This is a genomic window from Xanthomonas sp. NCPPB 3174 (genome assembly GCF_056725205.1).
Genome location: NZ_CM161517.1, coordinates 2,959,865 through 2,986,788, shown reverse-complemented (window position 1 = coordinate 2,986,788; position 26,924 = coordinate 2,959,865). Strand labels below are relative to the sequence as shown.

The following is a 26,924-nucleotide window of genomic DNA, read 5'->3' as shown; positions in this document are numbered from 1 at the left end:
GTCCTCCCACCGGTAATGCCCACATGATCAAGTCGCTTTCTCTGCTCGCACTGCTGGGCGCGGCCGCCCTGGCGCCGCAGGCCCAGGCCGCCGGCAACATCGATTGCAAGCTGTCCTTCAACCTGTCCGGCTGGTCGGTGTTCTACAAGACCGCCAAGGGCACCGGCACCATCACCTGCAACGACGGCGCGGTGATCCCGGTCAAGATCAGCAGCAAGGGCGGTGGCCTGACGGTCGGCAAGTCGAAGATCGTCGGAGGCCGCGGCACCTTCAGCGGCGCTTACAGCCTCAACGACCTGTTCGGCACCTATGCCGCCGCCGAAGCCCATGCGGGCGTGGTGAAGTCCAGCACGGCGCAAGTCGTCACCAAGGGCGACATCTCGCTGGCCCTGGCCGGCACCGGAGAGGGCGTCGACCTCGGCGTCAATGTCGGCAACTTCGTGATCGAGCGCCGTCGGTAAGGCGCCACGTTCTGCTTGCGCTGCGGCGCAGGCAGAACCGACAAAAGGCGAAGAAAGCAAAGAATCCAGGCGCATCGCGCCTGGATTCTTTTTTAGGTCAACGGGTTCCGCAGCCACGCGCGGATGCCCGCCCTGGGGCGGAAGTGCGATGCGACCCGGCAAAGCGCGCCCAGGACGAGGACGCGCTTCGCGCGCGCGGTTACTGCTGCGCGAACACCCAGGCCAACTGGCCGCGCACCGGCTCCGGCGTCGCCAGTGTCTGGCGATACAGCGTGCGTGCGGTCCAGCAGGCGTCCTCGTCGTTGGCCGTGGCGATTTGCGGCAACACCCGCATCAGGCGTTGCTGCTGGTCGGCGGGCAGCGACTTGACCAGCGTGCCCATCGCCGCCTGGATCTGCTGCGGCGCCACCGGCTGCGCCGGGGTCTTGTTCAACTCCGCGTCGGTGGCCTTCAGCGAGACGTCGAACCAGCGGTCGATCTGCGCCTGCGGCAGCTTTTCCAGGCCCGACAGCATGGCCGCGCTCAACGCCTGCGCGTCGTTGGGATTGCCGCCGCGGGCCAGCACCGCGCACTGCGGCACGTCGACCTTGTCGCTGACCTGCGACAGGATCTCCAGGCGCTGTTCCAGCGTGGCGTGGTCCAGCCGCGCGATGCCGTTCTGCGCCAGTTGGAACCCGGCCTGCTGCGCCTGCGGGCCGCTCTGCTTGAGCAGCGCCACGTAGCGCGGATCGTTGGCCAGCTTGCGCAGCATGCGATCGAACGGCGCGTGCAGCGGCGAGCTGGCGGGGTAGGGGTTTTGCGCCGCGGCGATCTCTTCCTGGGCCTTCTGCTGCGCCTTCTGGCAGGCGGCGAGGCTCAGCACGCCGGCGATCAGCAGCGGCAGGGCGATCTTCATCTTCCGTGTCATCGGGATTCCTGGTCGGTGAGGGGCGGCCACCCGCGGCGGCCGCCAGATGCGTCAGGATATCGGCTTCGTTCGCGCAGGGCGAACGGTGCGATGCCGGTCGCCCTGGTATCGCCACACGCATGTCGTGCAAATGGCGGGGACACCATCGGGGGCCGCTTCGGCTGCAGCCGTCACGGCCCGCTCCATTGAGTGCCGGCGTTCCCGGCGCCTATCATCCGATCCTGCCTCTGCACGCGAGATCGTCCGCATGAACCCCGCAGTGCTTGTTGGCCTTGTCGCGCTTGGCCTCAGCGCTTCGTCACCGGCCGCGCCGCCGCAGGCGGGCATCACGGACGCGGTCATCCAGCATCTGGACCTGACCTCGTTCCCCAATTCGGTCGGCCCGCGCCGCCTGCCGGGCAAGACGACGTTCGCGGACTATGGCTTCGTGGATGTCACCAAAACCGCCGATGGCGCGCGCCTGCTCCAGACCGACAAGGGCTGGATGATGCGCTTCGAGGTGCTGTCGGCCGATGCCACGTCCGTGCGCCTGTGCTTCCATGACACGGGATTGGCCAGGCCCGGCGAGTCACGCGCCCCCAGCTACAACGCAACCTCGGCGTTGCTGGTTTCGACAGCGTCTCAGGGCATGTGGACCGCCAGGCAGGTCCCTGCGGGGTTTGCGGACTGCAAGAACGCGCCCGCCGGCGTGTGAGTGCACGGCGGCTGCGATGCGGGCCGTCGCACCACCTGCGTGAGGGGGCTGCCGCAGCCTGACGGCGCGCGCGGTCCCCGTTGTCGATAGCGTCCCTCAAAAAACAGGGCGCCGCTTGCGCAGGCGCCCTGTCGGGTGCGGTGCGCGCCGACGCGCGATGCGCCGGCGCCGCGACTCAGCCGCCGCGCGGACCGCGGTTGCCGCCGCCACCGGGACGGCCACCGCCACCCGGGCGGCCGCCGGCCGGGCGATTGCCGCCGCCGGGGCGTCCGCCCGGACCCGGGCCGCGCTTCTGGCCGCCGGCCGGGCGCGCGGCCCGCGGCGCGGCGCCGTAGGGGTTGAAGCCCGGGGTGGCGTGATCGGACGGGAAGCTCGGCGCGTTGCCCGGATGCCCGTAGGGATGCGCCTTGCGCTGCTGGCCCTGGCCCGGACCGCGGCCCTGGCCGGCGCCCGCACCGGCGCCGGCACCGGCCGGACGCGGCTTGGCGTAGGGACGCCCTTGGCCCTGACCCTGGCCACGACCGCCGGGACCGGCGTTGCGGTGGCCGGTCGGGCCGGTGCTGACGCCATCGGGCACGTACCAGGTGCGGAACGCGGCCGGGTTGCCGTCCGGCAGCGGCTTGGGGCCCTTCGGCGTGCGCTGCTTGAACGGCTTCTGCGATTGCTTGGCGGCCATTTCGCCGCTCACGGTCAGGCCGCCGTGCGGCTTCTTGCCACCGCGGCCGCGGCCGCGGTCCTCGCGGAAGGTGTCGAAGCGACGCAGCTCGCGGCCTTCGTCGGCGGTGTTGTGGCCGTTGACGTAGGCGTTGCCGCCGCGGCCGACCTGCACGGTGGCCTTGGCCGCCTTGCGTTGGCCGATCACCGGCTGCAGGGTCAGCGCCGACGGGGTGCCTTCCTCCAGCTTCAGCTCGGCGCGCAGCGCCTCGACCTTGTCCTGCGCCAGCTCGACCGAATGCCCGCGCAGCAGTTCGCGCGGCAGCGCGATCTTGCCGTAGCGGGTGCGCTTGAGCCGGCTGACCTGGCAGCCCTGCGATTCCCACAGGCGCCGCACTTCGCGGTTGCGGCCTTCCTTGACCACCACCCGGAACCAGTCGTGCGAATCGGTGCCGCCGATGCGTTCGATCTCGTCGAACTTGGCGCCGCCGTCCTCCAGCAACACGCCGCGCGAGAGCCGCTCGATCATGCTGTCGGGCACGGTCTCTTCGCCTTCCGGGGCGCGCACGCGCACCACGTACTCGCGCTCGATCTCGTAGGAGGGGTGCATCATCGCGTTGGCCAGCTCGCCGTCGGTGGTGAGCAGCAGCAGGCCGGTGGTGTTGATGTCCAGGCGGCCGATCGCGATCCAGCGCGCGCCCTTCAGCGCCGGCAGCGCCTCGAAGATGGTCGGGCGGCCTTCGGGATCTTCGCGCGTGGTCACTTCGCCTTCGGGCTTGTTGTAGATCAGCACGCGCGAGGGCTCGGTCAGCGCGCTGGCGACGAAGCTGCGGCCGTCCAGCTCGATCTTGTCGCCGCTGCGGATCGACATGCCGGTCTGCGCGACCTCGCCGTTGACCTTGACCAGGCCGTCGGCGATGCGCTGTTCCAGCGCCCGGCGCGAGCCCAGCCCGGCCTGGGCCAGGACCTTGTGCAGGCGTTCTTCCAGTTTCGGCTGCTCGGCGGCAGCGGCGTCGCGCTTGAGCGAGAGCTTGTTCAACGACAGCTTGCGGGAGGTGTCACTCATTTACTTGGCTCCGGCCGGCGCGTTGCGCGTCGGCCTGTGGTTCGGAATCGGCATCGTCAACAGCCACGGTCGTCGTCGCGACGGCGTTGTCTTCGGCTTCGTTCGCATCCGCCGCGCGCTCTCCCGGCGCGGCTTCGGGTTCGCCCGTCGGGGCGGTCGTGGAATCCGTGGCCGTCGGCGCGTGGGCGTCGTCGGTCGCGGGGGTGTGCGGTGTTGCGGTGTCGCTGGTGTCGGTGTCTGTGGCCACGGCCGCGTCCGCCTGCGCCGTCGCGGCAGGCTCGGCGGGTTCGCCGGCGGCTGCGGCCTGCGCCGTGGTGTCGCCCTGGTCGCCCTGATCGGCGGCCTCGCCCGGCGCGGCATCGGCCTGGGCCATGTCGCCGACCGGCAGCGCGTCGCGGTCCAGCGGCAGCTGCGGTTCCAGTTCGCCGATGTCCCTGAGTTCGGACAGCGGCGGCAGTTCGTCCAGGCGCTTGAGCCCGAAATAGTCCAGGAAGGTCTTGGTGGTGCCGAACAGCGCCGGCTTGCCCGGCACGTCGCGGTGCCCGACCACGCGGATCCACTCGCGCTCTTCCAGCGCCTGGATGATGTTGCTGCTGACCGCCACGCCGCGCACCTGCTCGATCTCGCCGCGGGTGATCGGCTGCCGGTAGGCGATCAGCGCCAGGGTCTCCAGCGTGGCGCGGGTGTAGCGGGTCTTGCGCTCGGTCCACAGCCGCGCCACCCAGGCGTGCACGTCGCTGCGCACCTGGTAGCGGAACCCGGAGGCCACTTCGACCAGTTCCACACCGCGGCCCTCGCAGGCCTCGCGCAGCAGTTCCAGCGCGCGCTCGATGCTCCCCGGCGGCGCGGGCTCCTCCTCCGGGAACAGGCCGTGCAACTGCGCCAGCGGCAACGGCTGGTTGGCGGCGAGCAGGGCGGCCTCGACGATGCGGTTGATCAGCGCTTGATCCATGCGGGGGCAGGTTCTCGGTGGACTCAGGTGGTGGCGTCGGCGGCGTCGCTGTCGTCGAACTCGCTGTTGAACTGCAGCGGCGCGTTGGTGTTGCCCAGCGCCAGCGATTTGACGTAGATCGGTGGCATCGGCGGCCGCTCGGTGGCCTCGGCGGGGACGTGCGCCAGCGGCTCCTGGACGATGTCCAGCAACTGCTCCTTGGCCAGTTCCAGCAATGCCAGGAAGGTGACCAGCACGCCGAGCTTGCCTTCCTCGGCACTGAACAGCGATTCGAAACGGTGGAACTTGCCATCGTCCAGACGGCCCAGCACATCGCCCATGCGCTGGCGCACGCTCAGCGCCTCGCGCTTGATCGCGTGGCCGCTGAACAGTTCGGCGCGCTTGAGCACGTCGTACAGCGCCAGCAGCATTTCCTTCAATTCCACCGGCGGCGGCAGCTTGACCGCGGCACGGTCCGGCACGTGGGCGTGCACCGGGGTGGTGTCGCGGTCCTGCCGCGGCAGCGCGTCGATGTCTTCGGCCGCCTGCTTGAAGCGTTCGTACTCCTGCAAGCGGCGGACCAGTTCCGCGCGCGGGTCCACTTCCTCGCCGTCCTCGGCCGGCGGCCGCGGCAGCAGCATCCGCGACTTGATCTCGGCCAGGATCGCGGCCATCACCAGGTATTCGGCCGCCAGTTCGAAGCGCAGCTCCTGCATCACGTTGATGTAGTCCACGTACTGCCGGGTGATCTCGGCGACGGGGATGTCCAGGATGTCCAGGTTCTGGCGGCGGATCAGGTACAGCAGCAAGTCCAGCGGGCCTTCGAACGCGTCCAGGATCACTTCCAGCGCATCCGGCGGAATGTACAGATCCTGCGGGATCTGCAGCACCGGCTGCCCATGCACGACCGCCAGCGGCATTTCCTGCTGCTGTGGCGGGGTCGTCTGGGTTGGCGGGTTCGCGTCGAGCGCGAGTTCGGAAGTCATCGGTTGGACATCGGTGTTGCGGTGGCGAAGGGCCGGGCAGGCGCGACCCGGCGCGGCTCCTTGCCGACAGTGCTGCGGTTCAAGGGCGCGTCGTCCCCGCAACGCGCTCGGTACTTCAACAAGACACACGACGCACGCCACGCGTGTCGCGGCGGCGGGACCTACGGAGGAGGACGTCTGCGCGGGCGGTGTCAGGCAGCGAATCGGTCGTCGGAAGGGGCTTGGGGTCGCCGATCACCGACGGGCCGCTGCATCCGGCCGCGTGCAATGGAACCAAGGGTAATGCGCCGGCGGGGTCGGTGTCCAGCGCCGCCGTGCCGGGCCAGGTCCTACAATGCCATGTCCATAGATTAAGGAACGAGGGCGGAGACGCGATGTGGTACGTGATCGAGGGGTACGACGTGGCCGATGCGCTGCCGCGGCGGGCGGCGGCGCGGCCGGCGCATCTGCAGCGGCTGACCCAGTTGCAGGAGGCCGGACGGCTGTTGCTGGCCGGGCCGTGCCCGGCGATCGACGCCGAGGATCCGGGCCCGGCCGGCTTTAGCGGCAGCCTGGTGGTGGCCGCGTTCGACTCGCTGGCCGATGCGCGGGCCTGGGCCGAGGCCGACCCGTATGTCGACGCCGGCGTCTATGCGCGGGTCGAGGTGCGGCCGTTCCGCAAGGTGCTGCCATGAGCAAGGTCGGCGCCGAGCGGGTGGCGCGGATTCGCGCCGCGCTGGAGGCTGCGTTCGCGCCACAGGCGCTGGAGGTGGAGGACGACAGCCACCGTCATGCCGGCCACGCCGGCGCGCGCGATGGCCGGGGGCATTTCAATGTCCGCGTGGTCAGTGTGGCCTTTGCCGGCATGGGGCCGTTGGCCCGGCACCGCGCCGTCTACGCGGCGCTGGGCGAGATGATGCAGACCGATATCCATGCGCTGTCGATCCGCGCCGAGGTGCCGGGCACGGGCGGCTGACGCGCGCGGCGGGTGGGGTGCCGCTGGCCCGAAAACGGGGTGGGCACCCCGTGCAGAACCGGAATCTGCACCTGGATTATGTTGCACTGCGGTACGATTCCGGCCGCTTTCGCATTATCCAAGTGTCTGAAAAGAAATGATTTTATTGGGGAAATAACAAAAGGCTTCTGCCTTGCGCTGAAAACGATTACAGTCCGCGCCAGTTTCTCAAGGTCTCTGCCGCGGAGGGCGGCACGATGGCGAAGAGCGCGGTCACCATCAAAGATGTCGCACGCGAGGCCCGGGTCTCCGTGGCCACCGTGTCGCGTGCGCTCAACGGCCACGAGAACGTGGCCGCGCCGGTCCGGACCCTGGTCCTGGAAGTGGCCGAGCGCCTGCGCTACAGCCCGCATGCGGCCGCGCGCAGCCTCAGCAGCCGCCGCACCCAGACCCTGGGGGTGGTGCTGCCCGACCTGTACGGCGAATTCTTCTCCGAACTGATCCGCGGTATCGACGGCGCGGCGCGCGCGCGCCGCCAGCACCTGCTGGTGTCCAGCTACCACGGCGACCCGGAAGAGCAGGGGCGGGCGCTGCGGGCGATGCGCGGCCGCGTCGACGGCCTGCTGGTGCTGTCGCCGTACGCCGAGCGCCCGGGCTTCCTCACCGACAACCTGCCGCAGGCGCTGCCGACGGTGTTGATCAACACCCACCTGCCGGGCACCGAGTACCCGGTGCTGAGCATCGACGACCATGCCGGCGCGGTGGCGATGACCGAACACCTGCTGGCGATGGGGCATCGCCGCATCGCCTTCATCGGCGGCCCGGAACTGAACTTCGACGCGCGCGAACGCCTGCGCGGCTTCCGCGACGCCATCGCGCGTCATTCCGGCGAGGCGCACGGCCAGGAGTTTCCGGGCGACTTCGACGAGGCTTCCGGATACCGCGCGGGGCAGGCGATGCTGCAGGCCGGCACGCTGCCCGATGCGGTGTTCGCCGCCAACGACATGACCGCGCTCGGCTGCCTCTACGCCTTCACCCAGAGCGGCGTGCGCGTGCCCAACGACATCGCGCTGGCCGGCTTCGACGACATCCCGCTGGCGCGTTTCGTTCACCCGTCTCTCACCACCATGCGCGTCAGCATCGCCGGGCTTGGTGAGCAGGCGATGCATCGCCTGCTGCAACTGATCGATCGGCCCGACGCCGACGACCGGCAGCGGCAGACCCTGGTTCCTACGTTGGTCGTGCGCGATTCCAGCACGGCCCGTTCCTGATGCGACGCGGTGTTCCGCGCCGCATCGCTTGTTCCACTTCGTTCCATCGAAGCACCACGCACCACCCATAACGAGCATCACGTCTTCCTGGAGGGAAAACCCCACATGCAACACACCCCGCACTCCGCCCGGCCCACGCGCAAGCTGTTGAGCTGCGCCCTCGCCAGTTGCCTGCTGCTGGGCGCCGCGCCGGCGTTCGCGCAAAGCACCGGCGCCACCATCCGCGGCCAGGTCAAGGTCGATTCGGCGCCGGCCGCGTCCGCGCAGGTCACCGCCACCAACCTGGCCACCGGTCTGAGCCGCAGCGTGCAGGCCAACAACGGCGTGTACTCGGTCGGCGGCCTGCCGCCGGGCTCCTATCGCATCGACGTCACCGCCGACGGCAAGACCACCTCGCAGAACGTCACCGTGCAGGTCGGCCAGACCGCCACCCTGGATCTGGGCGTGGGCGGCGAAGCGGCCACCGCCAACGGGCAGGGCGCGACCACGCTGGACGCGGTGCAGGTGCAGGCGCCGCCGGTGCTGGTGGAAACCCGCACCTCGGAGAACGCCACCTACATTTCCAACGTGCAGATCGAGAAGCTGCCGCAGGCCACGCGCAACTTCCTGGAGTTGGCCGACAGCGTGCCGAGCGTGCAGTTCCAGCGCGACGCCAAGGGCAACACCACGGTGCGCTCCGGCGCGACCTCGGCCAACGGTACCAACGTCTACATCGACGGCATCAGCCAGAAGAACTACGTGCTGACCGGCGGCGTCAGCGGCCAGGATTCCAGCCGCGGCAACCCGTTCCCGCAGTCGGCGATCGGCGAGTACAAGGTCATCACCTCCAACTACAAGGCCGAGTTCGACCAGGTCAGCAGCGCGGCGATCGTGGCCTCGACCAAGTCCGGCACCAACGATTTCCACGGCAGCTTCTTCTGGGATACGACCAACGACGACTGGCGCGCCGAAAGCCCGCTGGAGCGCAAGGCCGGCCAGCGCGACGACTTCTCCGAGACCCAGTACGGCGCCACCTTCAGCGGCCCGATCCTCAAGGACCGCGCGCACTTCTTCGTGGCCTACGAGGCCAAGGAATACACCACGCCGAACACGGTGATCCCGGGCGGCATCTACGCCGACCGCGTCGACCAGTTGCCGGCGCAGCTGCAGCCGCTGGTCGCCACCTACAGCACCCCGTTCAAGGAAGACCTGTACTTCGGCAAGATCGACTGGACCCTGGGCGACAACAACCTGTTCGAACTGACCGGCAAGTACCGCAAGGAAGACGAGCTGTCGGACATCGGTGAAACCACCACCTACCAGCACGGCAGCAGCAACGGGCAGAAGGAAAAGCGCGCCAACCTGCGCTGGCAGTACAGCGGCGAGGCCTTCCTCAACGACCTGAACCTGAGCTACGAGAGCGCGTTCTGGACCCAGACCCCGCTCAACGACGGCAACGGCTACGTGCTGTCCTACGTGCCGCAGGCCGGCAACGAGACCACCATCCTCAGCGCCGGCGCCGGCAGCAGCTTCCAGAACAAGGGCCAGAAGGGCTGGACGCTGCAGGACGACCTGACCCTCAACAGCCTCGAGTGGCACGGCAGCCACACCATCAAGATGGGTGTGAAGTACAAGGACATCCAGCTCGATTCGACCCAGATCAATCCGGCCAATCCGCAGTACTACTACAACATCCTCAGCGATGTCGACACGCCGTACCGGGTGCGCTTCGGCGACACCGGCGACGGCGGTTCGGTGCAGTCGCAGAACAAGCAGTACGGCATCTACCTGCAGGACGACTGGGAGGTCAACGAGCACCTGACCCTGAACCTGGGCGTGCGCTACGACTACGAGAAGACCCCGTCGTTCCTCGACTTCGTCACCCCGGCCGACGTCGCCAGCGCGCTGCTGACCTGGCGCAACCTGGACAACGCCAACTACGACATCGCCAACTACATCAGCACCGGCAACAACCGCAAGGCGTTCAAGGACGCCTGGCAGCCGCGCCTGGGCTTCTCCTACGACCTGTTCGGCGACCAGGCGCACGTGATCTACGGCGGTGCCGGCCGCGCCTACGACCGCAACCTGTTCGACTACCTGGCGCTGGAGCAGCTCAACAACAACTTCCGCTCCTACAGCTACTACTTCAGCAGCGCCAACACGCCGTGCCTCGGCCAGCCGTGCGTGGCATGGGACCGGAGCTATGCGACCCAGGCCGGCCTGAACGGGCTGGCCGCCTCCACCAGCGCCGGCACCGGCGGCGGCCGCGAGGTGTACCTGATCGACAACAACATCAAGGTGCCGTACTCCGACCAGTTCAGCCTGGGCATGCGCAACATGCTGCATTTCTGGGGCAACGACTGGTACACGGACGTGACCCTGAGCCGCATCGTCAGCGAGGACGGCTTCGTGTTCCTGCGCGGCAATCGCCGTGCCGACGGTTCGTTCTTCCTGCCCGGCACCACCTCCGGCGTGCCCACCGACTCGCCCAACGGCTACAGCGCGATCGTGCTCGGCACCAACGGCCTGAAGACGCGCAACAACCAGCTGGCGCTGAAGCTGGACAAGCCCTACGACAAGGAATCGGGCTGGGGCCTGACCGTGGCCTACACCTTCTCCGACGCGAAGGAGAACCGTCAGTACGGCGAGCATTACGCACTGGACCAGCCGTCGATGGCCGGCTACGGCTGGCGTGAGGCCGGCGGCATTCCGAAGAACCGCCTGGTGGTCACCGGCATCTACGACCTGCCGTACGACATCACCCTGTCGGCCAAGCTGTCGCTGGCCAGCCAGACCCCGCGCTACGGCACCAACTGCCTGGCGGGCAACGACCAGTGCTATATCATCCAGTACAAGCCGGACGCCACGCTGGGCTACAAGGAATTCAGCCTGGCGGCGAACAAGGAATGGGACACCGGGTCGGGCATCAAGTTCAATGTGCGCGCCGATGTCATCAACCTGTTCAACTGGACCAACTACGCAGACTACAACACCGACACCGGCACCTATGCCGACCTGAATACGGCGTTTGGTTCGCCGAGCGGCGTGCTTGCCTCGCCGATGCGGACGTTCAAGCTGTCGTTCGGCTTGAACTGGTAAGCAAGGTCGCCGCGGCTCCCCTCGGACGGGGGCCGCGGCGATGCGAAAGTGGGTTATTTTTTGTGGGCGTGTAAACGATTTCACGGGGGGCGGGATGAAGAAGCAGCGCAGTTTCATCAGGTTTTCGCTGATGCTGATGGCAGCAGGGGTGCTGCTGACGGCGTGCAAGAAGACCGACGAGGAGCCGAAGGCGGTGGAAAAGAAGCCGGTCAAGGTCATCCTGGTCGAGGCTGAGTTGCCGCCGAAGCTTCTCAAGCCGGAACTGCCCCCACTGTTCGAGGACATCGAACGCCGCACCTTCCAGTTCTTCTGGGACACCACCAACGAGCAGAACGGCATGGCGGTGGACCGCTATCCGTCGCGCCCGTTCGCCTCCATCGCCTCGATCGGTTTCGCCCTGACCGTGTATCCGATCGGTTATGAAAATGGCTGGATCAGCCGCGAGCAGGCGGTGCAGCGCACCCTGACCACGCTGCGCTTCCTGCGCGACGTGCCGGTCGGCCCGCAGCGTACCGGCCGCGCCGGCTACAAGGGCTTCTACTACCACTTCCTGGACATGCAGAAGGGGCTGCGCTACGACCAGTGGGTGGAATTGTCGACCATTGATACCGCGTTGCTGATGATGGGCGTGCTGTTCGCCCAGTCCTATTACGACGGCGACACGGCCGACGAGAAGGAGATCCGCCAGATCGCCGATACCCTGTACCGGCGCGTGGACTGGCCGTGGATGCAGCAGCGCAAGCCGCTGATCACGATGGGCTGGTATCCCGAGCGCGGCTTCATCCAGCACGACTGGATGGGCTACAACGAAGGCATGATGGTGTATCTGCTGGCGTTGGGTTCGCCCACCCATCCGATCGAGCCGGATGCGTGGCAGGAATGGACCCGCACCTACAACAAGGACTGGGGCGTGTACTACGGCCAGGAGTACCTGGCGTTCGGTCCGTTGTTCGCGCACCAGTACAACCACGTCTGGATCGACTTCCGCGACATCCAGGACCAGTACATGCGCGAGCATGGCATCGACTACTTCCTCAACAGCCGCCGCGCCACGCTGGCGCAGCGCGAGTACGCCATCGACAATCCGATGAAGTGGAAGGAGTACGGCGAGAACGTGTGGGGCCTGACCGCCAGCGACGGTCCGCAGAACACCACCCAGGAGTACCGCGGCGAGCAGCGCCAGTTCTTCCACTACCGCACCCGCGGCGCCGGCCTGTTCGAGGCCTTCGACGACGGCACCATCGCGCCGACCGCGGCGGTGTCCTCGATCGTGTTCGCGCCGGAGGTGGTGATTCCGGCGACCCAGGAAATGCACAAGCGCTTCGGCGACTTCCTGTATTCCAGCTACGGCTTCCTGGATTCGTTCAACCCCAGCTTCAACTACGATATTCCGCTCAAGACCGGTCGCATGATTCCCAACCGCGGCTGGGTGGCCGGCGACTATATCGGCATCGACCAGGGTGCGATCGTCACCATGATCGCCAACTACCGCAACGAGTTCGTCTGGAACGTGATGAAGAAGAACAAGTACCTGCGCACCGGGCTGGAACGCGCCGGCTTCACCGGCGGCTGGCTGACCCCGGAGGGCGAGGCCCAGCCGCTGCCCAAGAAGGATGAGCAGGCGGCCAATGCACGTGCGCTGGGCATCGCCGAGTCGCGTGCCGCCGCCGCCGAGGCGCAGTCCAACCCCGCCCAGCGCCAGCCGCAGCAGCCGGAATGAGCACAGCACGCATGATCGGTCGTTGGGTTTCGCTGGGTTTGGTTGTATTGGCGGTGTGCGGCTGCGCACGCGCGCCGCAGGGCGAGGTGGTGCGGTTCTGGGCGATGGGCCGCGAGGCCGAGGTGGTGGCCGAGCTGATTCCGGAGTTCGAGAAGGAGAATCCCGGCATCCACGTGGACATCCAGAACATCCCGTGGACCGCCGCGCACGAGAAGCTGCTCACCGCCTTCGCCGCCGACGGTCTGCCGGACGTGTGCCAGTTGGGCAACACCTGGATCCCGGAATTCGCCGAACTGGGCACGCTGCAGCCGCTGCAGCCCTACGTCGACCGCTCCAAGGTGGTCGATCCGAAGGACTACTTCCCGGGCATCTGGGACACCAGCGTCATCGATGGTCACCTCTACGGCATCCCCTGGTACGTGGACACGCGCCTGCTGTTCTATCGCAAGGACATGCTGCGCGACGCCGGGGTGACCAAGCTGCCGCAGACCTGGGCCGAGTGGGAGCAGGCGATGGCGGCGGTGAAGAAGCACGTCGGGCCGAAGCGCTACGCCATCCTGATGCCGCTCAACGAGTTCGAGCAGCAGTTGTCGCTGGGTCTGCAGATGCCCGATCCGCTGCTGCGCGACCACGACAACTACGGCAACTTCAACAGCCCCGGCTTCCGCAAGGCGCTGGCGTTCTACGCCAACATGTTCGACCAGGGCTGGGCGCCGAAGATGTCGGAGACGCAGATCTCCAACGTCTGGGACGAGTTCTTCAACGGGTTCTACGCGTTCTACATCTCCGGCCCGTGGAACATCCGCGAGTTCCGCAAGGTGCAGCCGGCCGCGCTCAAGGACCAGTGGGGCACCATGCCGCTGCCCGGCCCGGACGGCCCCGGCGCGGGCATCGCCGGCGGCACCAGCCTGGTGATCTTCCGCAAGTCCGAGCACAAGGACGCGGCGTGGAAGCTGATCGAGTTCCTGTCGCGGCCGCAGATCCAGGCGCGCTTCCACGCGCTGATCGGCGACATGCCGCCGCGGCGCAGCACCTGGGCGTATCCGTCGCTGGCCGAGGATCCGCTGGCGCATGCGTTCCGCGATCAGCTGGAACGGGTCAAGCCGGCACCGAAGGTGCTGGAGTGGGAGCGCATCGTGCAGGAGATGCGGCTGGCCACCGAGCGCGTGGTGCGTGGCGGTGAGCCGCAGGAGAAGGCGATGCGGGAACTGGACAAGCGGGTCGACGAGATCCTGGAGAAACGCCGCTGGATTCACCAGCAGCACCGCGAAGGCACGGCGGCGCCGGCCGCGGGAGCGGCGCCATGAAGCGCGGTTCCCTGATCGGCTGGCTGTTCGCCGGCCCGGCGCTGATCGTGATCGGCGTGTTCTTCGGCCTGCCGGTGCTGTCGGCGCTGGCGCTGAGCGTCACCGACTTCGACCTGTATTCGCTGGCCGACCGCCACAACCTGCGCTTCGTCGGCTTCGGCAACTACATCGAGTTGCTGCAGACGCCGATGTTCTGGAAGTCGCTGTGGAACACCACATACTTCGTGATCGTCGGCGTGCCGCTGTCCATCGGCGCCTCGCTGGGCGCGGCGCTGCTGCTGAACGCGCCGGTGGCGCGCTTCAAGGCGCTGTTCCGCACCGCGCTGTTCGCGCCGGTGGTGACCACGCTGGTGGCGGTGGCGGTGATCTGGCGCTACCTGTTCCACACCAGCTACGGCCTGGTCAACTACGGCCTGGCGCACCTGGGCATCGGCCCGATCGACTGGCTCGGCGACCCGCACTGGGCGATGCCGACCATCATGCTGTTCGCGGTGTGGAAGAACTTCGGCTACAACATGGTGATCTTCCTTGCCGGCCTGCAGGCGATCCCGCAGGACCTGTACGAGGCCGCGCGCATCGACGGCGCCTCCAAGTGGCGGCAGTTCCTGCACATCACCCTGCCGATGCTGGGACCGGTGCTGCTGGTGGTCGGGGTGATCACCGTGTCCGGCTACTTCCAGCTGTTCGCCGAACCCTACGTGATGACCCGTGGCGATCCCCTGCAAAGCACGGTCAGCGTGCTGTATTACATGTTCGAGGAAGGCTTCAAGTGGTGGAACCTCGGCCGCGCCTCGGCGGTGGCGTTCCTGCTGTTCCTGATCATCCTGGGAGTGACGACGGTGATGTTGCGCTTCGGCCGCAAGAGGGACCTGGTATGAGCCGGGAGATCGGCGCCTCGCGCTGGAACACGCTGCTGGTCAACGGCGGGCTGCTGCTGCTCGCCGTGATCAGCCTGGCGCCGCTGTTGTGGATGGTGTCGGTGTCGTTCATGCCGGCGGGGCAGGCCAGCCGCTTCCCGCCGCCGATGCTGCCCACCGGCGCCACCCTGGCCAACTACGGCGAGCTGTTCTCGCGCACCGGCATGGCCCGCAACTTCGCCAACAGCCTGCTGGTGTCGTGCGCGATCACCTTTGGCTCGCTGCTGATCAACACCATGGCCGGCTATGCGTTCGCCAAGCTGCGCTTCGTCGGCAAGGAGCGGATCTTCCAGATCCTGCTGGCGGCGCTGGTGATCCCGGCGCAGGTGGCGATGCTGCCGCTGTTCCTGCTGATGAAGCAGCTGCACCTGGTCAACAACTTCGGCGGCGTGGTCGTGCCGGCGCTGGCGACGGTGTTCGGCATCTTCCTGGTGCGCCAGTACGCGCGTTCGATCCCGGACGAGCTGCTGGAGGCCGCGCGCATCGACGGTGCCGGCGAGCTGCGGATCTTCTTCCAGATCGTGCTGCCGATGCTCAAGCCGGTGCTGGTGACGCTGACCATCTTCACCTTCATGGCGGCGTGGAACGACTTCATGTGGCCGCTGATCGTGCTGACCGACCAGGAGCACTACACCTTGCCGGTGGCGCTGGCGGCGCTGTCGCGCGAGCACATCATGGACGTGGAGATGATGATGGCCGGTGCAGTGGTCACGGTGATCCCGGTGCTGGCGCTGTTCCTGGCGCTGCAGCGCTACTACATCCAGGGCCTGCTGCTCGGCAGCGTGAAGGGGTGAGCGAACGCGCTTGCGAGCCACTGGCTCGCGCGTTCCCGAACGCCCCGAACGCCCGGCCACGGATGGCCGGGCCGGACGTTCTGGTGTGGGATGGTTGCGCCATGGACGGCAGCATCGATGCGGAACATCGAGCGCCACTGGCGCGCATTGCGCCGAACGCCCGGCCATTGATGGCCGGGCCGGACGTTCCGGTGTCGGAGAGGCACGCCATGGATGGGTATCATCGAGCGTCGTAGGCGCAAACCGTGCCGAACGCGTGGCCTTGGGCGCACGCCTGTAGGAGCGGCTCAGCCGCGACAGTGGCACGGGATACTCCATCGGGGCCGACGCCCCTCGACAGAAGCAGATACGACGAACGAACGGGGAACACGATGAGGGACGGGATGGCGACGACGTGCGCACGCGCAATGCTGGCGATACTGGGACTGGCGGCCGCCCAGGCCGTCGCCGCGCCGCCGACCTCCACGGTGACGCTGGACAGCTTCAACGATCTGGACAAGTGGCAGATCGTCGTCTCCAACCAGGTCACCGCCTCCACCCGGCTGGTGCAGGCGCCCAGCGGCGGCCGCGCCAAGGCGCTGTGCCTGGACTACGACTTCAACGGCGTGTCCGGCTACGCCGGGATTCGCCGCAGCGTGCCGATCGACTACCCGGACAACTACCAGTTCGCGTTCCAACTGCGCGGCGAGTCGCCGAGCAACGACCTGCAGTTCAAGCTGGTCGACGCCAGCGGCGACAACGTGTGGTGGGTCAACCGTCCGCGCTACGACTTCCCCACGCAGTGGAGCACGGTCACCTACAAGAAGCGGCAGATCGACAAGGCCTGGGGGCCGAGCCCGGAGAAGGAGCTGACCCGCAGCGCGCAGATCGAGTTCACCATCTACAACCAGGTCGGCGGCGCGGGCACGGTGTGCTTCGACCAGCTGACCCTGACCCCGTTGCCGCCGCAGGACACCTCCCCGCTGACGGTCAAGGTCAGCGCCGATACCGCGCCGGCGCTGGAGCAGCGCATCGCCGACGGCAAGCCGGACACGGTCTGGTACAGCGGCAACGCCAAGAACCAGACGATCATGCTGGACCTGGGCAAGGTACGCGAGTTCGGCGGCGCCAAGGTGCAGTGGGCGCCGGGCGTGTACGCCTCGCGCTACACCGTGCAGGGCTCGGCCGACGGCCGTAGCTGGCGCGAGTTGCGCACCGTGACCGCCGGGAACGGCGGCACCGACTGGCTGGCGCTGCCGGAGACCGAGGCGCGCTACGTGCGCTTCGACCTGCAGGACGGCCCCAGCTTCCGCTACGGCATCGCCGACATCGCGTTGCAGCCGCTGGCCTTCGCCGCGACCCAGAACGACTTCATCAAGTCGGTGGCGGCGCAGTCCACCCGCGGCTGGTTCCCGCGCGGCTTCAGCGGCGAGCAGCCGTACTGGACCATCATCGGCCTGGACGGCGGCCGCGAGCAGGGTCTGGTCGGCGAGGATGGCGCGATCGAGGTGGGCAAGGGCGGCTTCAGCATCGAGCCGTTCCTGCTGCTGGACGGCAAGCGCCTGAGCTGGGCCGACGTCAAGACCGCACAGAGCCTGCAGGACGACTACCTGCCGATTCCCAGCGTGGACTGGAGCCACGACAACGCCGCGCTGCGCGTGACCGCCTTCGTGCAGGGCGAGCCGGAGCAGGCGCAACTGGTGGCGCGCTACCGGCTCAGCAATCCGAGCAAGCAGCCGCACGACTACACACTGGCGCTGGCGGTGCGTCCGTTCCAGGTCAATCCGCCCAGCCAGTTCCTCAACACCGTCGGCGGGGTCAGCCCGATCCGCTCGTTGGCCTTCGCCGGGACGCAGGTGCAGGTCAACGGCCAGCCGCGGGTGTTCGCGGTGCAGAAGCCGGACGCCGCCTACGCCAGCGCGTTCGACGCCGGCATGGACGTCGAACGGCTGAGCACCGACGCCAGCGGCCTGCCGCAGCAGGCGCAGGATCCGGACGGACTGGCCTCTGGCGCCTTGCTGTACCGCGGGCGGCTGGCCCCGGGCGAGGTGCGCGAGGTGGCGCTGGTGATCCCGCAGACCGGCAACGCCGCGCTGCCGGCGGGCTTCGATGCGACACGCGCGCAGCAGCAGGTCGCCGCGCAGTGGCACGAGAAGCTGGACCGCGTGCAGTTGCACGTGCCGGCGCAGGGCAAGGCGGTCACCGACACGCTGCGCACCGCGCTGGCGCACATGCTGATCTCGCGCATCGGCCCGCGCCTGCAGCCGGGCACGCGTTCGTATTCGCGCAGCTGGATCCGCGACGGCGCGATGATTTCCGAAGGACTGCTGCGGCTGGGCCGCGCCGACGTGGTCCGCGAGTACGTGGAATGGTACGCGCCGTACCAGTTCGCCAACGGTATGGTGCCGTGCTGCGTGGACGACCGCGGCAGCGACCCGGTGCCGGAGAACGACAGCCATGGCGAACTGATCTACAGCGTCGCCGATTACTACCGCTACAGCGGCGACCGCGCCTTCCTGGAGCAGATGTGGCCGCACGTGCTCGGCGCGTACACCTACATGGAGCAGCTGCGGCTGAGCGAGCGCACCGACGAGAACCGCGCGCGCAATGCGGCTTTCTACGGGATGATGCCGGTGTCGATCAGTCACGAGGGCTATTCGGCCAAGCCGATGCACTCGTACTGGGACAACTTCTGGGCGCTGCGCGGCTACAAGGATGCGGTGAGCATCGCCGCCGAACTCGGCCGCATCGACGATGCCGCGCGCTTCGCCTCCTCGCGCGACCAGTTCCGCCAGGACCTGTACGCCTCGCTGGACGCGGCCACCCAGCAGCACCACATCGACTTCCTGCCGGGCTCGGCGGAGCTGGGCGATTTCGATCCGACCTCGACCACCATCGCACTGGCGCCGGGCGGCGAGCAGGGCCGGTTGCCGCAGGCGCTGCTCGACAACACCTTCGAGCGCTACTGGAGCGAATTCGTCGGCCGTCGCGACGGCACCCGCGAGTGGAAGGACTACACCCCCTACGAGTGGCGCAACGTGTCCGCGTTCGTGCGCCTGGGCTGGCGCGAGCGCGCGTGGGAGGCGACGCAGTTCTTCTTCAAGGACCGCACGCCGCAGGCGTGGAACCAGTGGGCCGAGGTGGTCTCGCGCACGCCGCGCAAGCCGTTCTTCCTCGGCGACCTGCCGCATGCCTGGGTCGCCTCGGACTTCGTGCGCTCGGTGCTGGACATGTTCGCCTACGCCCGCGACGTCGACGACAGCCTGGTGCTGGCCGCCGGCATCCCCGCCGACTGGCTCGACGGCAAGGGCGTGGCGATCGAACAGCTGCGCACCCCGCAGGGCCCGCTGAGCTACCAGTTGCGGCGGCAGAAGAACCGCCTGCTGCTGAACATCCCCGACGGCCTGCGCGTGCCCAGCGGCGGCCTGGTGCTGCCGTGGCCGTACCCGGGCGAACCGGGCCGCACCCTGGTCAACGGCGACGCGGCGCAGTGGGAGCACGGCGAACTGCGCATCCACGCGTTGCCGGCGGATGTGCAGATTGAGGTGCGGTGAGGCCGGGATTGGGGATTCGGGATTGGGGATTCGTAACAGCAAAAGCAAAAAAGCGCCGGCATGCCGGCGCTTTTTTTAGGGCGTCGGGGAGGGGCCGCTTATACGAATCCCCAATCCCGAATCCCCAATCCCGGCGGCCGCAGCCGCGGCCGCCGCGGCCCTACCGCGCCGCCGACACGATCGCGGCCGCCTTGGCCGAACTCTCGCGCACCTTGTCCCAGGCGCCGTCGGCCAGCCAGTCCTTGGGCACCATCCACGAGCCGCCGATGCAGACGACGTTGGGCTGGGCCAGGTACTCGGCGGCGGTGCTTTCGCCGATGCCGCCGGTGGGGCACAGCTTGAGCTCGGCCAGGGGGCCGGCCAGGCCCTTGAGCATGGCCAGGCCGCCGACGGCGGAGGCGGGGAACAGCTTGCACACGCGGAAGCCGCGCTCCATCAGCGCCAGCAGCTCGCTGGGGGTGGCCGCGCCCGGCACCACCGGCAGCGGCGCCTGCGCCAGGGCGTCGGCCAGGGTCGGGGTGGTGCCCGGGGTGACGATGAAGTCGGCGCCGGCGTCGATCGACTGCTGCAGCTGGGTGGCGTTGAGCACGGTGCCGGCGCCGATCACGATGTCCGGCAGTTCGCGCTTGAGCATCGCCAGCGCGTCCATCGCCACCGGCGTGCGCAGGGTCAGTTCGATCGCCGGCAGGCCGCCTTCCAGCAGCGCGGCCGACACGCGGCGCGCTTCTTCCAGGCTGTGGACGGTGACGACGGGCAGGATGCCGGCCGCGCGCAGCAGCTGCTCGGCCTTGGTCTGGTGTTCGGCGATGGTCATGGGCGTCTCGGTTGCGAAGGGGGGGCGAGGCCCCGGCCGCGCACGGCCGGGGCAGGGTGAGGCAGGCGGCTCAGGCGTCCTTGGATTCGTGCGGCGCGGCGGCGGCCTCGGCATCGCGGCCCAGGTCGTACTCGGCGTCGTAGTTCCACAGGTCGCCGTCGGCGGCCGGCGGGCCGCAGGAGATCGACAGCGCGCCCTGGTCGGCCGGGCCGACCATGCGGCGGTTGAGTCCGAACAGGTTGCGGCCCAGGTCGTGCGCGGCCGGCGCGGTGTTCGGCGCCAGCGGGCGCGCGGCCCACTCGGCGGCGTCCACCAGCACTTCCAGGGTGCCGGCCTCGCCGTCCAGGCGCACGATGTCGCCTTCGCGCACGCGGGCGATGGGCCCGCCGCGCGCCGCTTCCGGGGTCACGTGGATGGCCGCGGGGAACTTGCCGGACGCACCGGACAGGCGCCCGTCGGTGACCAGCGCCACGCGCCGGCCCTGGTTCTGCAGCAGGCCCAGCAGCGGCGCCAGCGAATGCAGTTCCGGCATGCCGTTGGCCTGCGGGCCCTGGTAGCGCAGCACCACCACGAAATCGTGCGGCAGCGCGCCGGCGGCATGCAGCTTGTTCAGCGCCTGCGGCGCGTCGATCACCACGGCCGGGGCTTCGATGGTGCGGAACTGCGGCTTCACCGCCGACAGCTTGATCAGCGAGCGGCCGAGGTTGCCGCGCAGCAGGCGCAGGCCGCCCTGCGCCTCGAACGGGTTGGACGCCGGGCGCACCACCGCCTCGTCGGCGCTCTTGGCCGGGCTCGGCACGTAGCTCAGCTTGCCGTCCTGCAGGCACGGCTCGTCGCCGTAGGCGCGCATGCCGCCGGGCACGATGGTGGCCAGGTCGTCGTGCATCAGCCCGGCATCCATCAGCTCGCGGAACACGAAGCCGATGCCGCCGGCGGCGGCGAAGTGGTTCACGTCGGCCTCGCCGTTCGGATACACCCGCGCCAACAGCGGCACCAGCTGCGACAGCGCGTCCAGGTCGTCCCAGGTCAGCACGATGCCGGCCGCGCGCGCCACCGCCAGCCAGTGGATGGTGTGGTTGGTGGAGCCGCCGGTGGCCATCAGCGCGACCACCGCGTTGACGATGGCGCGCTCGTCGATCAACCGGCCCAGCGGACGGAAGTCGTTGCCCAGGGCGGTGATGCGCAGCGCGCGCTCGGTCGCCTGCTGGGTCAGCGCCTCGCGCAGCGGGGTGCCGGGGTTGACGAAGGAGGCGCCGGGCAACTGCACGCCCATCGCTTCCAGCAGCACCTGGTTGGAGTTGGCGGTGCCGTAGAAGGTGCAGGTGCCGGGGGCGTGGTAGGACGCCGATTCGGCGGCCAGCAGTTCCTCGCGGGTGGCCTGGCCGGCGGCGTAGCGCTCGCGCACCTCGGCCTTCTGCTTGTTGGGGATGCCCGGGGTCATCGGCCCGGCCGGCACGAACACCGCCGGCAGGTGGCCGAAGGCCAGCGCGCCGATCAGCAGGCCCGGCACGATCTTGTCGCACACGCCCAGATACAGGCTGGTGTCGAACATGTCGTGGCTGAGGCCGATCGCGGTGGCCTGGGCGATCACGTCGCGCGAGAACAGCGACAGTTCCATGCCCGGCCGGCCCTGGGTCACGCCGTCGCACATCGCCGGCACGCCGCCGGCCACCTGCGCGGTGGCGCCGAGCGCGCGCGCGGTGCTGCGGATGATCTCCGGGTAGTGCTCGAACGGCTGGTGCGCCGAGAGCATGTCGTTGTAGGCGGTGATGATGCCGAGGTTGGGGGTGATCCCGCCTTCCAGCCGGCTCTTGTCGGTGGGGCCGCAGGCGGCGAAGCCGTGGGCGAGGTTGCCGCAGCTCAGGCGGCTACGGAACGGACCGTCGCGCAGCGCGGCGTCGATGCCGGCCAGGTAGGCACGCCGCGACGGCGCACTGCGCTGGCGGATGCGTTCGGTGATCGCGTGGAGGGTCGGATGCAGGCTCATTGGCGGACGTGGCTATGAAGGGGGAGTCGGGAAACGGGAATCGGGAATCGGAAGAGCGGGAATCGGCAAGGGGAATCGGAAGAGCGGAAAAGCGTCAGCGCGTAGCTGTTGCCAATCCCTAATCACCAATCCCCGCCTCACTCGCACCAATGCACGCGCAGGCGCGCGCCCGGCGTATCGAAGGCGACACGGATCGGATACTCGTGCGGGTCGGCGCCGGCCAGCGCGCGCTCCAGCACCTCCAGCTTCTGCTTGCCGCGCAACAGCAGCATGCGCTGGCCGATCGGCGCCAGGCCGGCGGGGGTCAGGGTGATGCGCAGCGGCCAGGTGTTGGCGCCGGGGCAGCCGGTGGCGTCGAGCGCGGCGTAGGGCAGCGGGTTGGTCAGCGCCTTGTTCAGGTCGGTGGCGCCGGGGAACAGCGAGGCGGTGTGGCCGTCGCCGCCCATGCCCAGCACCGCCATGCACGCGGCCGGGGCGTGCTGCGCGTGCAGGTTGGCGGCGTGCACGCTCTCCTGCAGCGGCTTGCCGACCCGCACCAGCGGTTCGAAACGCGCCTCCTCGGCGCGGTCCAGCAGGCTGTGCCGGACCAGGTAGGCGTTGCTGTCGCTGTCCTGCGGCGACAGCCAGCGCTCGTCGACCAGGCCGACTTCCAGCTTCGACCAGTCCAGCGGCAGCTCGGCCAGCGCCTGGTACACCGGCGCCGGGGTGGTGCCGCCGGACAGCAGCAGGCGCGCGCCGCCGCGGCGCTGGATCTCCTCGCGCAGCGCGGTGCCGATCTCGGCCGCCGCCGCGTCGATCCATTCGTCCGGATCGTCGTAGCGGATCAGCGTGATGCGGTCGGACAGCGTGGGGCTCATGCGATGGCTCCTGGGGATTGCCTCGCGGCGTCCACCGCGTAGGCGGCGGCGCCGAGCAGGCCGGGACGGGGGTGGATCACCGCCAGCGACGGCACCCGCGCCATGATCGACGAAAACCGGCCCTTGTGCTCGAAGCGCTGGCGGAACCCGGAATGCTGGATCGCGTCGAGCATCTTCGGCACCAGCCCGCCGGTCAGGAACACGCCTTCCCAGGCGCCCTGCATCAGCACCAGATCGCCGGCGATGGCCCCGAACACGGCGCAGAATACGTCCACCGTGCGCATCGCCCGGTAGTCGCCCTGCGCGGCGCGCGCGGTGATGTCCTCCGGCTGCAGCGGGCCCGGATCGTCGCCGGCCATCTCGCTGAGCGCGCGGTGGATGTTGACCAGGCCGGGGCCGCAGATCAGGCGCTCGTTGGAGACGCGGCCGAACTGCTGCGAGAGCAGTTCCAGGATGCGGATCTCCTCCGGTGTGCCCGGCGGGAAGCTGACGTGGCCGCCCTCGGTCTCCAGCGGAAAACAGCGCCCGCCGCGCATCAGCAGGCCGCCCACGCCCAGGCCGGTGCCGGGGCCGATCACCCCGTAGTTGCGCGGCACCTCGACCGGCGCCGGCGTCCAACTGGCGCCGCCGACCTGGACCACGTCCTGCGGCCGCAGCAGGCTGATCGCCATCGCCTGCGCGGCGAAGTCGTTGATCAGGTGCAGTTCGTCGAAGCCGAGCATGGCGCGGGTGCGCGCCCGCGAGATCACCCACGGATGGTTGGTGATGCGCGCCTCGTCGCCGTCGACGCGGCCGGCGACCGCGAAGGTGCCGCTGCGCGCGTCCACCCCGGTCTGTTCCAGGTAGTGGCGGGCGGCGTCGCCCAGCGACGGGAATTCCACCACCGAGTAGGTCTGGGTGCTGTCGTCGAGCAGCGGCACCGAGGCGTCGAGATCGGCGAGGGCGAAACGGGCATTGGTGCCGCCGATGTCGGCGACCAGCACCGGGCGCTGCGGCGCGCTCATTGCGCGACCTTCGGCGCGGCGCCGGACTGGTCGCAGGACACGTAGGCCTGCGCTTCCTCCGGTCCCCAGCTGCCGGCCGGGTAGGGCAGCAGCGGCAGCTGCGCCTGCGCCCAGGCGGCGCTGACGCTGTCGATCCAGGCCCAGGCGGCGCGGACTTCGTCGTCGCGCACGAACAGCGCATGGTTGCCGTTGAGCGCGTCGAGCATCAGCCGCTCGTAGGCGATGCGCCGGTGCAGGCCGGTGGGCACCGACAGTTCCAGTTCCAGCGGCTGCAGTTCCAGCGCGCCCCATTCCGGGCCGGCCAGGCTGCTCATCAGCCCCAGTTCGATGTTCTCCTGCGGCTGCAACTGGAAGGTCAGCCGGTTCGGCGCCACCTGCTGCGCGGCCGGGCGCTCGAACAGCCAGTGGGTGACCGGCTTGAGCGTGACCACCACGCGGGTGGAGCGTTCGGCCAGGCGCTTGCCGGTGCACAGCCGGAACGGCACCCCGGCCCAGCGCCAGTTGTCGATGTAGGCGGTGACCGCGGCGAAGGTCTCCACGTCGCTGCCTTCCGGCGGCTGGTAGGCCTGCGCCGGCTGGCCGTTGATGGTGCCGGCGGTGTAGCGCCCGCGCACGCTGTCGCGGGCGGCGTGCTCGGCGCTCAGCGGACGCAGCGCGCGCAGTACCTTGACCTTCTCGTCGCGGATGCGGTCGGCTTCCAGCGATGCCGGCGGCTCCATCGCCACCAGGCACAGCAGCTGCAGGATATGGCTCTGCACCATGTCGCGCAGCGCGCCGGAGCGCGCGTAGTAGGCGTCGCGGCCGTCCACCCCCTCGCTCTCGGCGACCAGGATGTCCACCGACTCGATGTAGTTGCGGTTCCACACCGCTTCCAGCAGGGTGTTGCCGAAGCGCAGCGCGATCAGGTTCTGCACCGCGGCCTTGCCCAGGTAGTGGTCCAGGCGGAACACGCGGTCCTCGTCGATCAGCGCGCCGATCGCCTGCACGATCTCGCGGGCGCTGTCCGAATCGTGGCCGATCGGCTTCTCCAGCATCAGCCGGTGCGGTGCGGCCAGGGCGCCGCCCAGGGCCAGGCCCTGGCAGGTGCTGATGTACAGCCCCGGCGGGATCGCCAGGTAGCTCACGCAGCGGCGCGCGGTCAGGTCGCGCACCGCGGTGGCCACCGATTCGGCATCGCGCAGGTCCACCGAGCGGTAGTCGATGCGCGCCAGCAGCGCCTGTACGATCGATTCGCCGATCTGCGGCATCGCTGCCTGCAGGCGCGGCTTGAGGATCTCGTGGAACTTGGCGGTGTCGTGCGGCGACAGCGCCAGCGCGCGGATGCGGAAGTCTTCCGGCAGGAAGCCGTCGTCGAGCATGCGCAGCAGCGAGGGGAACAGGTAGCGCTGGGCCAGATCGCCGGTGGCGCCGAACAACAGGAAGGTATCGTGCATCGACCGGGTTTCGGTTTCGGGTGACATGGTGTCGATCACCTGGGGGCTAGGAGTGACGTGGCGTGGGAAAGCGAACGGCGGCAACGGCCTGTATCCGGCCGGTTCGGGCGAGGGCGTGACGCGGGAGGGCCGCCAGGCGGGAACGCACGATCCAGGAGATGAATACGACTGCCAGACCTCTGAGCATACCTCTCCAATGCCTCATGCTGCAGGTCGGCTGTCATCCGGCAGGATGACGGGCGCGCGCCGGAGCGGCGGCTGGCGGATCGCATTACATGCCCTCCCAGGCTCGATGTTGCCCCGTGAAAACGGTTACATGGCAGAATACCGCATCGCGATCCATTGTTGCCTGCGCGCGGGCATGATGCGACCCGAATTCGTATGCACTGCCCTCGGGAGGGACCGGCGGCAGCCCGTTCCTCACTGCCGGAAACCGGATACATGGCGAAAGTACAACTGGACAACATCCGCAAGGTCTACGACAACGGCCAGGTCGCCGTGCACGGGGCCAGCTTCGAAGTGGCCGACGGCGAACTGATGGTGCTGGTCGGGCCCTCGGGCTGCGGCAAGTCCACGCTGCTGCGGATGATCGCCGGCCTGGAAGAGATCAGCGGCGGCGAGCTGCGCATCGGCGAGCGCGTGGTCAACGAGGTGGCGCCGAAGGACCGCGACATCGCCATGGTGTTCCAGAGCTATGCGCTGTACCCGCACATGACCGTGGCCGAGAACCTGGCGTTCGGGCTCAAGCTGCGCGGCGAGAGCAAGGAGGTCATCCGCCAGCGCGTGGCCGCCGCCGCCGACACCCTGGGCCTGACCCCGATGCTGGACAAGCTGCCGCGGGCCATGTCCGGCGGCCAGCGCCAGCGCGTGGCGCTGGGTCGCGCGCTGGTGCGCGAGCCGGCGGTGTTCCTGCTCGACGAGCCGCTGTCCAACCTGGACGCCAAGCTGCGCCACTCGGTGCGCACCGAGATCGCGCAACTGCACCGCAAGCTCGGCACCACCATGATCTACGTCACCCACGACCAGGTCGAGGCGATGACCCTGGGCCAGCGCATCGTCGTGCTCAAGGACGGGGTGATTCAGCAGATCGACACGCCGATGGCGCTGTACGACCGTCCGGCCAACCTGTTCGTGGCCGGTTTCCTCGGCAGCCCGGCGATGAACGTGCTGCGCGGGCGGCTGGTGGAGGAGGGCGGCCTGCAACTGCAGTTGCAGGACGGCGGGCGAGTGCCGCTGCCGGGTGCGCAGGTCGCGCCGCAATGGCTGGGGCGGGAACTGGCGATCGGCGTGCGGCCGGAGCACCTGCAGCCCAGCGACGACGCACAGGGCGGCTTCGAGGCCACCATCGAGGTGATCGAGCCGGTCGGCAACGAGATCTTCGTCAATCTCAGCCACGGCGCGCAGCCGCTGGTGATGCGGGTGGCGCCGCGCGCGCTGCCGGGCCTGGGCGAGCGCCTGCGGGTGGCGGTGCGCGGCGACGCGCTGCATTTCTTCGATGCCGAGAGTGGGGGGCGCCTGGAGGCGCGGGAGTCGGGATTGGGGATTGGGGATTCGCAACAGCCGTAAGCGAAAGCTG

The 26,924-nt window shown here is 69.0% G+C and carries 21 protein-coding genes; 12 read left to right on the top strand and 9 right to left on the bottom strand.

What is annotated here, in order from left to right; translation table 11 throughout:
* The first annotated feature begins 23 nt into the window (after positions 1-23).
* Positions 24-461: a hypothetical protein gene (locus tag AC1PK7_RS13270; protein ID WP_010343786.1), complete on the top strand. Its 438-nt coding sequence runs from the start codon at positions 24-26 to the stop codon at positions 459-461.
* Between the two features lie 199 nt (positions 462-660).
* On the opposite strand, the gene AC1PK7_RS13265 is transcribed toward AC1PK7_RS13270, so the two are convergent.
* Positions 661-1,368, bottom strand: a complete 708-nt coding sequence (locus tag AC1PK7_RS13265) for a hypothetical protein (protein WP_420010103.1) — start codon at positions 1,366-1,368, stop codon at positions 661-663.
* A gap of 247 nt (positions 1,369-1,615) precedes the next feature.
* Here AC1PK7_RS13265 and AC1PK7_RS13260 point away from each other — a divergent pair, with 247 nt between their 5' ends.
* Positions 1,616-2,062, top strand: coding sequence for a pesticin immunity protein (locus AC1PK7_RS13260; protein WP_481098433.1), 447 nt, complete (start codon positions 1,616-1,618; stop codon positions 2,060-2,062).
* A gap of 175 nt (positions 2,063-2,237) precedes the next feature.
* On the opposite strand, the gene AC1PK7_RS13255 is transcribed toward AC1PK7_RS13260, so the two are convergent.
* Genes AC1PK7_RS13255 through AC1PK7_RS13245 form a run of 3 tightly spaced genes read right to left on the bottom strand, consistent with a single transcriptional unit; the run spans position 2,238 to position 5,699 of the window.
* Positions 2,238-3,782: a pseudouridine synthase gene (locus AC1PK7_RS13255; RefSeq protein WP_371182606.1), complete on the bottom strand. Its 1,545-nt coding sequence runs from the start codon at positions 3,780-3,782 to the stop codon at positions 2,238-2,240.
* On the bottom strand, positions 3,775-4,734 hold the full coding sequence (gene scpB, locus AC1PK7_RS13250; RefSeq protein ID WP_152182036.1) for an SMC-Scp complex subunit ScpB: 960 nt from the start codon (positions 4,732-4,734) through the stop codon (positions 3,775-3,777). The genes AC1PK7_RS13255 and scpB overlap by 8 nt, the downstream gene beginning before the upstream one ends.
* 23 nt (positions 4,735-4,757) lie before the next feature.
* The gene (locus AC1PK7_RS13245) at positions 4,758-5,699 is read right to left on the bottom strand and encodes a segregation and condensation protein A (RefSeq protein WP_010342676.1); all 942 of its coding nucleotides are present in this window, start codon (positions 5,697-5,699) and stop codon (positions 4,758-4,760) included.
* A gap of 374 nt (positions 5,700-6,073) precedes the next feature.
* On the opposite strand from AC1PK7_RS13245, the gene AC1PK7_RS13240 reads away from it, so the two are divergent.
* The 9 genes from AC1PK7_RS13240 to AC1PK7_RS13200 all read left to right on the top strand — a co-directional run bounded on the left by AC1PK7_RS13240 (position 6,074) and on the right by AC1PK7_RS13200 (position 19,253).
* Positions 6,074-6,373, top strand: coding sequence for a YciI family protein (locus AC1PK7_RS13240; protein WP_481098432.1), 300 nt, complete (start codon positions 6,074-6,076; stop codon positions 6,371-6,373).
* Positions 6,370-6,654, top strand: a complete 285-nt coding sequence (locus AC1PK7_RS13235) for a BolA family protein (RefSeq protein WP_481098431.1) — start codon at positions 6,370-6,372, stop codon at positions 6,652-6,654. Before AC1PK7_RS13240 ends, AC1PK7_RS13235 begins: the two co-directional genes overlap by 4 nt.
* Before the next feature lie 236 nt (positions 6,655-6,890).
* The gene (locus tag AC1PK7_RS13230; protein WP_017909687.1) at positions 6,891-7,904 is read left to right on the top strand and encodes a LacI family DNA-binding transcriptional regulator; all 1,014 of its coding nucleotides are present in this window, start codon (positions 6,891-6,893) and stop codon (positions 7,902-7,904) included.
* 105 nt (positions 7,905-8,009) lie between these two features.
* Positions 8,010-10,982, top strand: coding sequence for a TonB-dependent receptor (locus tag AC1PK7_RS13225; RefSeq protein ID WP_481098430.1), 2,973 nt, complete (start codon positions 8,010-8,012; stop codon positions 10,980-10,982).
* A 130-nt stretch (positions 10,983-11,112) separates the two neighbouring features.
* Positions 11,113-12,702: a glucoamylase family protein gene (locus AC1PK7_RS13220; RefSeq protein WP_371182598.1), complete on the top strand. Its 1,590-nt coding sequence runs from the start codon at positions 11,113-11,115 to the stop codon at positions 12,700-12,702.
* 11 nt (positions 12,703-12,713) lie between these two features.
* Complete coding sequence (locus tag AC1PK7_RS13215; RefSeq protein ID WP_420010223.1) at positions 12,714-14,009, top strand: sugar ABC transporter substrate-binding protein; 1,296 nt, start codon at positions 12,714-12,716, stop codon at positions 14,007-14,009.
* Positions 14,006-14,887, top strand: a complete 882-nt coding sequence (locus AC1PK7_RS13210) for a carbohydrate ABC transporter permease (protein WP_010342668.1) — start codon at positions 14,006-14,008, stop codon at positions 14,885-14,887. Before AC1PK7_RS13215 ends, AC1PK7_RS13210 begins: the two co-directional genes overlap by 4 nt.
* Positions 14,884-15,720, top strand: a complete 837-nt coding sequence (locus AC1PK7_RS13205) for a carbohydrate ABC transporter permease (RefSeq protein WP_010342667.1) — start codon at positions 14,884-14,886, stop codon at positions 15,718-15,720. Before AC1PK7_RS13210 ends, AC1PK7_RS13205 begins: the two co-directional genes overlap by 4 nt.
* Before the next feature lie 407 nt (positions 15,721-16,127).
* Complete coding sequence (locus AC1PK7_RS13200; RefSeq protein WP_481098429.1) at positions 16,128-19,253, top strand: discoidin domain-containing protein; 3,126 nt, start codon at positions 16,128-16,130, stop codon at positions 19,251-19,253.
* 160 nt (positions 19,254-19,413) lie between these two features.
* On the opposite strand, the gene AC1PK7_RS13195 is transcribed toward AC1PK7_RS13200, so the two are convergent.
* The 5 genes from AC1PK7_RS13195 to zwf all read right to left on the bottom strand — a co-directional run bounded on the left by AC1PK7_RS13195 (position 19,414) and on the right by zwf (position 25,348).
* Positions 19,414-20,067 carry a bifunctional 4-hydroxy-2-oxoglutarate aldolase/2-dehydro-3-deoxy-phosphogluconate aldolase gene (locus tag AC1PK7_RS13195; protein WP_481098428.1) on the bottom strand — a complete coding sequence of 218 codons (654 nt, stop codon included), beginning with the start codon at positions 20,065-20,067 and terminating at the stop codon, positions 19,414-19,416.
* 70 nt (positions 20,068-20,137) lie between these two features.
* Complete coding sequence (edd, locus tag AC1PK7_RS13190) at positions 20,138-22,054, bottom strand: phosphogluconate dehydratase (RefSeq protein WP_017909680.1); 1,917 nt, start codon at positions 22,052-22,054, stop codon at positions 20,138-20,140.
* A 137-nt stretch (positions 22,055-22,191) separates the two neighbouring features.
* Entirely contained in the window at positions 22,192-22,911 is a 720-nt protein-coding gene (gene pgl, locus AC1PK7_RS13185) for a 6-phosphogluconolactonase (protein WP_481098427.1), read from the bottom strand.
* The gene (gene glk / locus AC1PK7_RS13180; protein ID WP_481098426.1) at positions 22,908-23,915 is read right to left on the bottom strand and encodes a glucokinase; all 1,008 of its coding nucleotides are present in this window, start codon (positions 23,913-23,915) and stop codon (positions 22,908-22,910) included. Before glk ends, pgl begins: the two co-directional genes overlap by 4 nt.
* Positions 23,912-25,348, bottom strand: coding sequence for a glucose-6-phosphate dehydrogenase (gene zwf, locus AC1PK7_RS13175; RefSeq protein ID WP_481098425.1), 1,437 nt, complete (start codon positions 25,346-25,348; stop codon positions 23,912-23,914). The genes glk and zwf overlap by 4 nt, the downstream gene beginning before the upstream one ends.
* Positions 25,349-25,789: 441 nt before the next feature.
* Between zwf and AC1PK7_RS13170 the strand changes: the two genes are divergently transcribed.
* On the top strand, positions 25,790-26,914 hold the full coding sequence (locus AC1PK7_RS13170) for an ABC transporter ATP-binding protein (RefSeq protein ID WP_481098424.1): 1,125 nt from the start codon (positions 25,790-25,792) through the stop codon (positions 26,912-26,914).
* The last annotated feature ends 10 nt before the right edge of the window (positions 26,915-26,924 follow it).

Coding starts and splice junctions, on each gene's coding strand:
- AC1PK7_RS13270 (WP_010343786.1), top strand. CDS start 24: ATGATCAAGTCGCTTTCTCTGCTCGCACTGCTGGGCGCGGCCGCCCTG.
- AC1PK7_RS13265 (WP_420010103.1), bottom strand. CDS start 1,368: ATGACACGGAAGATGAAGATCGCCCTGCCGCTGCTGATCGCCGGCGTG.
- AC1PK7_RS13260 (WP_481098433.1), top strand. CDS start 1,616: ATGAACCCCGCAGTGCTTGTTGGCCTTGTCGCGCTTGGCCTCAGCGCT.
- AC1PK7_RS13255 (WP_371182606.1), bottom strand. CDS start 3,782: ATGAGTGACACCTCCCGCAAGCTGTCGTTGAACAAGCTCTCGCTCAAG.
- scpB (WP_152182036.1), bottom strand. CDS start 4,734: ATGGATCAAGCGCTGATCAACCGCATCGTCGAGGCCGCCCTGCTCGCC.
- AC1PK7_RS13245 (WP_010342676.1), bottom strand. CDS start 5,699: ATGACTTCCGAACTCGCGCTCGACGCGAACCCGCCAACCCAGACGACC.
- AC1PK7_RS13240 (WP_481098432.1), top strand. CDS start 6,074: ATGTGGTACGTGATCGAGGGGTACGACGTGGCCGATGCGCTGCCGCGG.
- AC1PK7_RS13235 (WP_481098431.1), top strand. CDS start 6,370: ATGAGCAAGGTCGGCGCCGAGCGGGTGGCGCGGATTCGCGCCGCGCTG.
- AC1PK7_RS13230 (WP_017909687.1), top strand. CDS start 6,891: ATGGCGAAGAGCGCGGTCACCATCAAAGATGTCGCACGCGAGGCCCGG.
- AC1PK7_RS13225 (WP_481098430.1), top strand. CDS start 8,010: ATGCAACACACCCCGCACTCCGCCCGGCCCACGCGCAAGCTGTTGAGC.
- AC1PK7_RS13220 (WP_371182598.1), top strand. CDS start 11,113: ATGCTGATGGCAGCAGGGGTGCTGCTGACGGCGTGCAAGAAGACCGAC.
- AC1PK7_RS13215 (WP_420010223.1), top strand. CDS start 12,714: ATGATCGGTCGTTGGGTTTCGCTGGGTTTGGTTGTATTGGCGGTGTGC.
- AC1PK7_RS13210 (WP_010342668.1), top strand. CDS start 14,006: ATGAAGCGCGGTTCCCTGATCGGCTGGCTGTTCGCCGGCCCGGCGCTG.
- AC1PK7_RS13205 (WP_010342667.1), top strand. CDS start 14,884: ATGAGCCGGGAGATCGGCGCCTCGCGCTGGAACACGCTGCTGGTCAAC.
- AC1PK7_RS13200 (WP_481098429.1), top strand. CDS start 16,128: ATGCTGGCGATACTGGGACTGGCGGCCGCCCAGGCCGTCGCCGCGCCG.
- AC1PK7_RS13195 (WP_481098428.1), bottom strand. CDS start 20,067: ATGACCATCGCCGAACACCAGACCAAGGCCGAGCAGCTGCTGCGCGCG.
- edd (WP_017909680.1), bottom strand. CDS start 22,054: ATGAGCCTGCATCCGACCCTCCACGCGATCACCGAACGCATCCGCCAG.
- pgl (WP_481098427.1), bottom strand. CDS start 22,911: ATGAGCCCCACGCTGTCCGACCGCATCACGCTGATCCGCTACGACGAT.
- glk (WP_481098426.1), bottom strand. CDS start 23,915: ATGAGCGCGCCGCAGCGCCCGGTGCTGGTCGCCGACATCGGCGGCACC.
- zwf (WP_481098425.1), bottom strand. CDS start 25,348: ATGCACGATACCTTCCTGTTGTTCGGCGCCACCGGCGATCTGGCCCAG.
- AC1PK7_RS13170 (WP_481098424.1), top strand. CDS start 25,790: ATGGCGAAAGTACAACTGGACAACATCCGCAAGGTCTACGACAACGGC.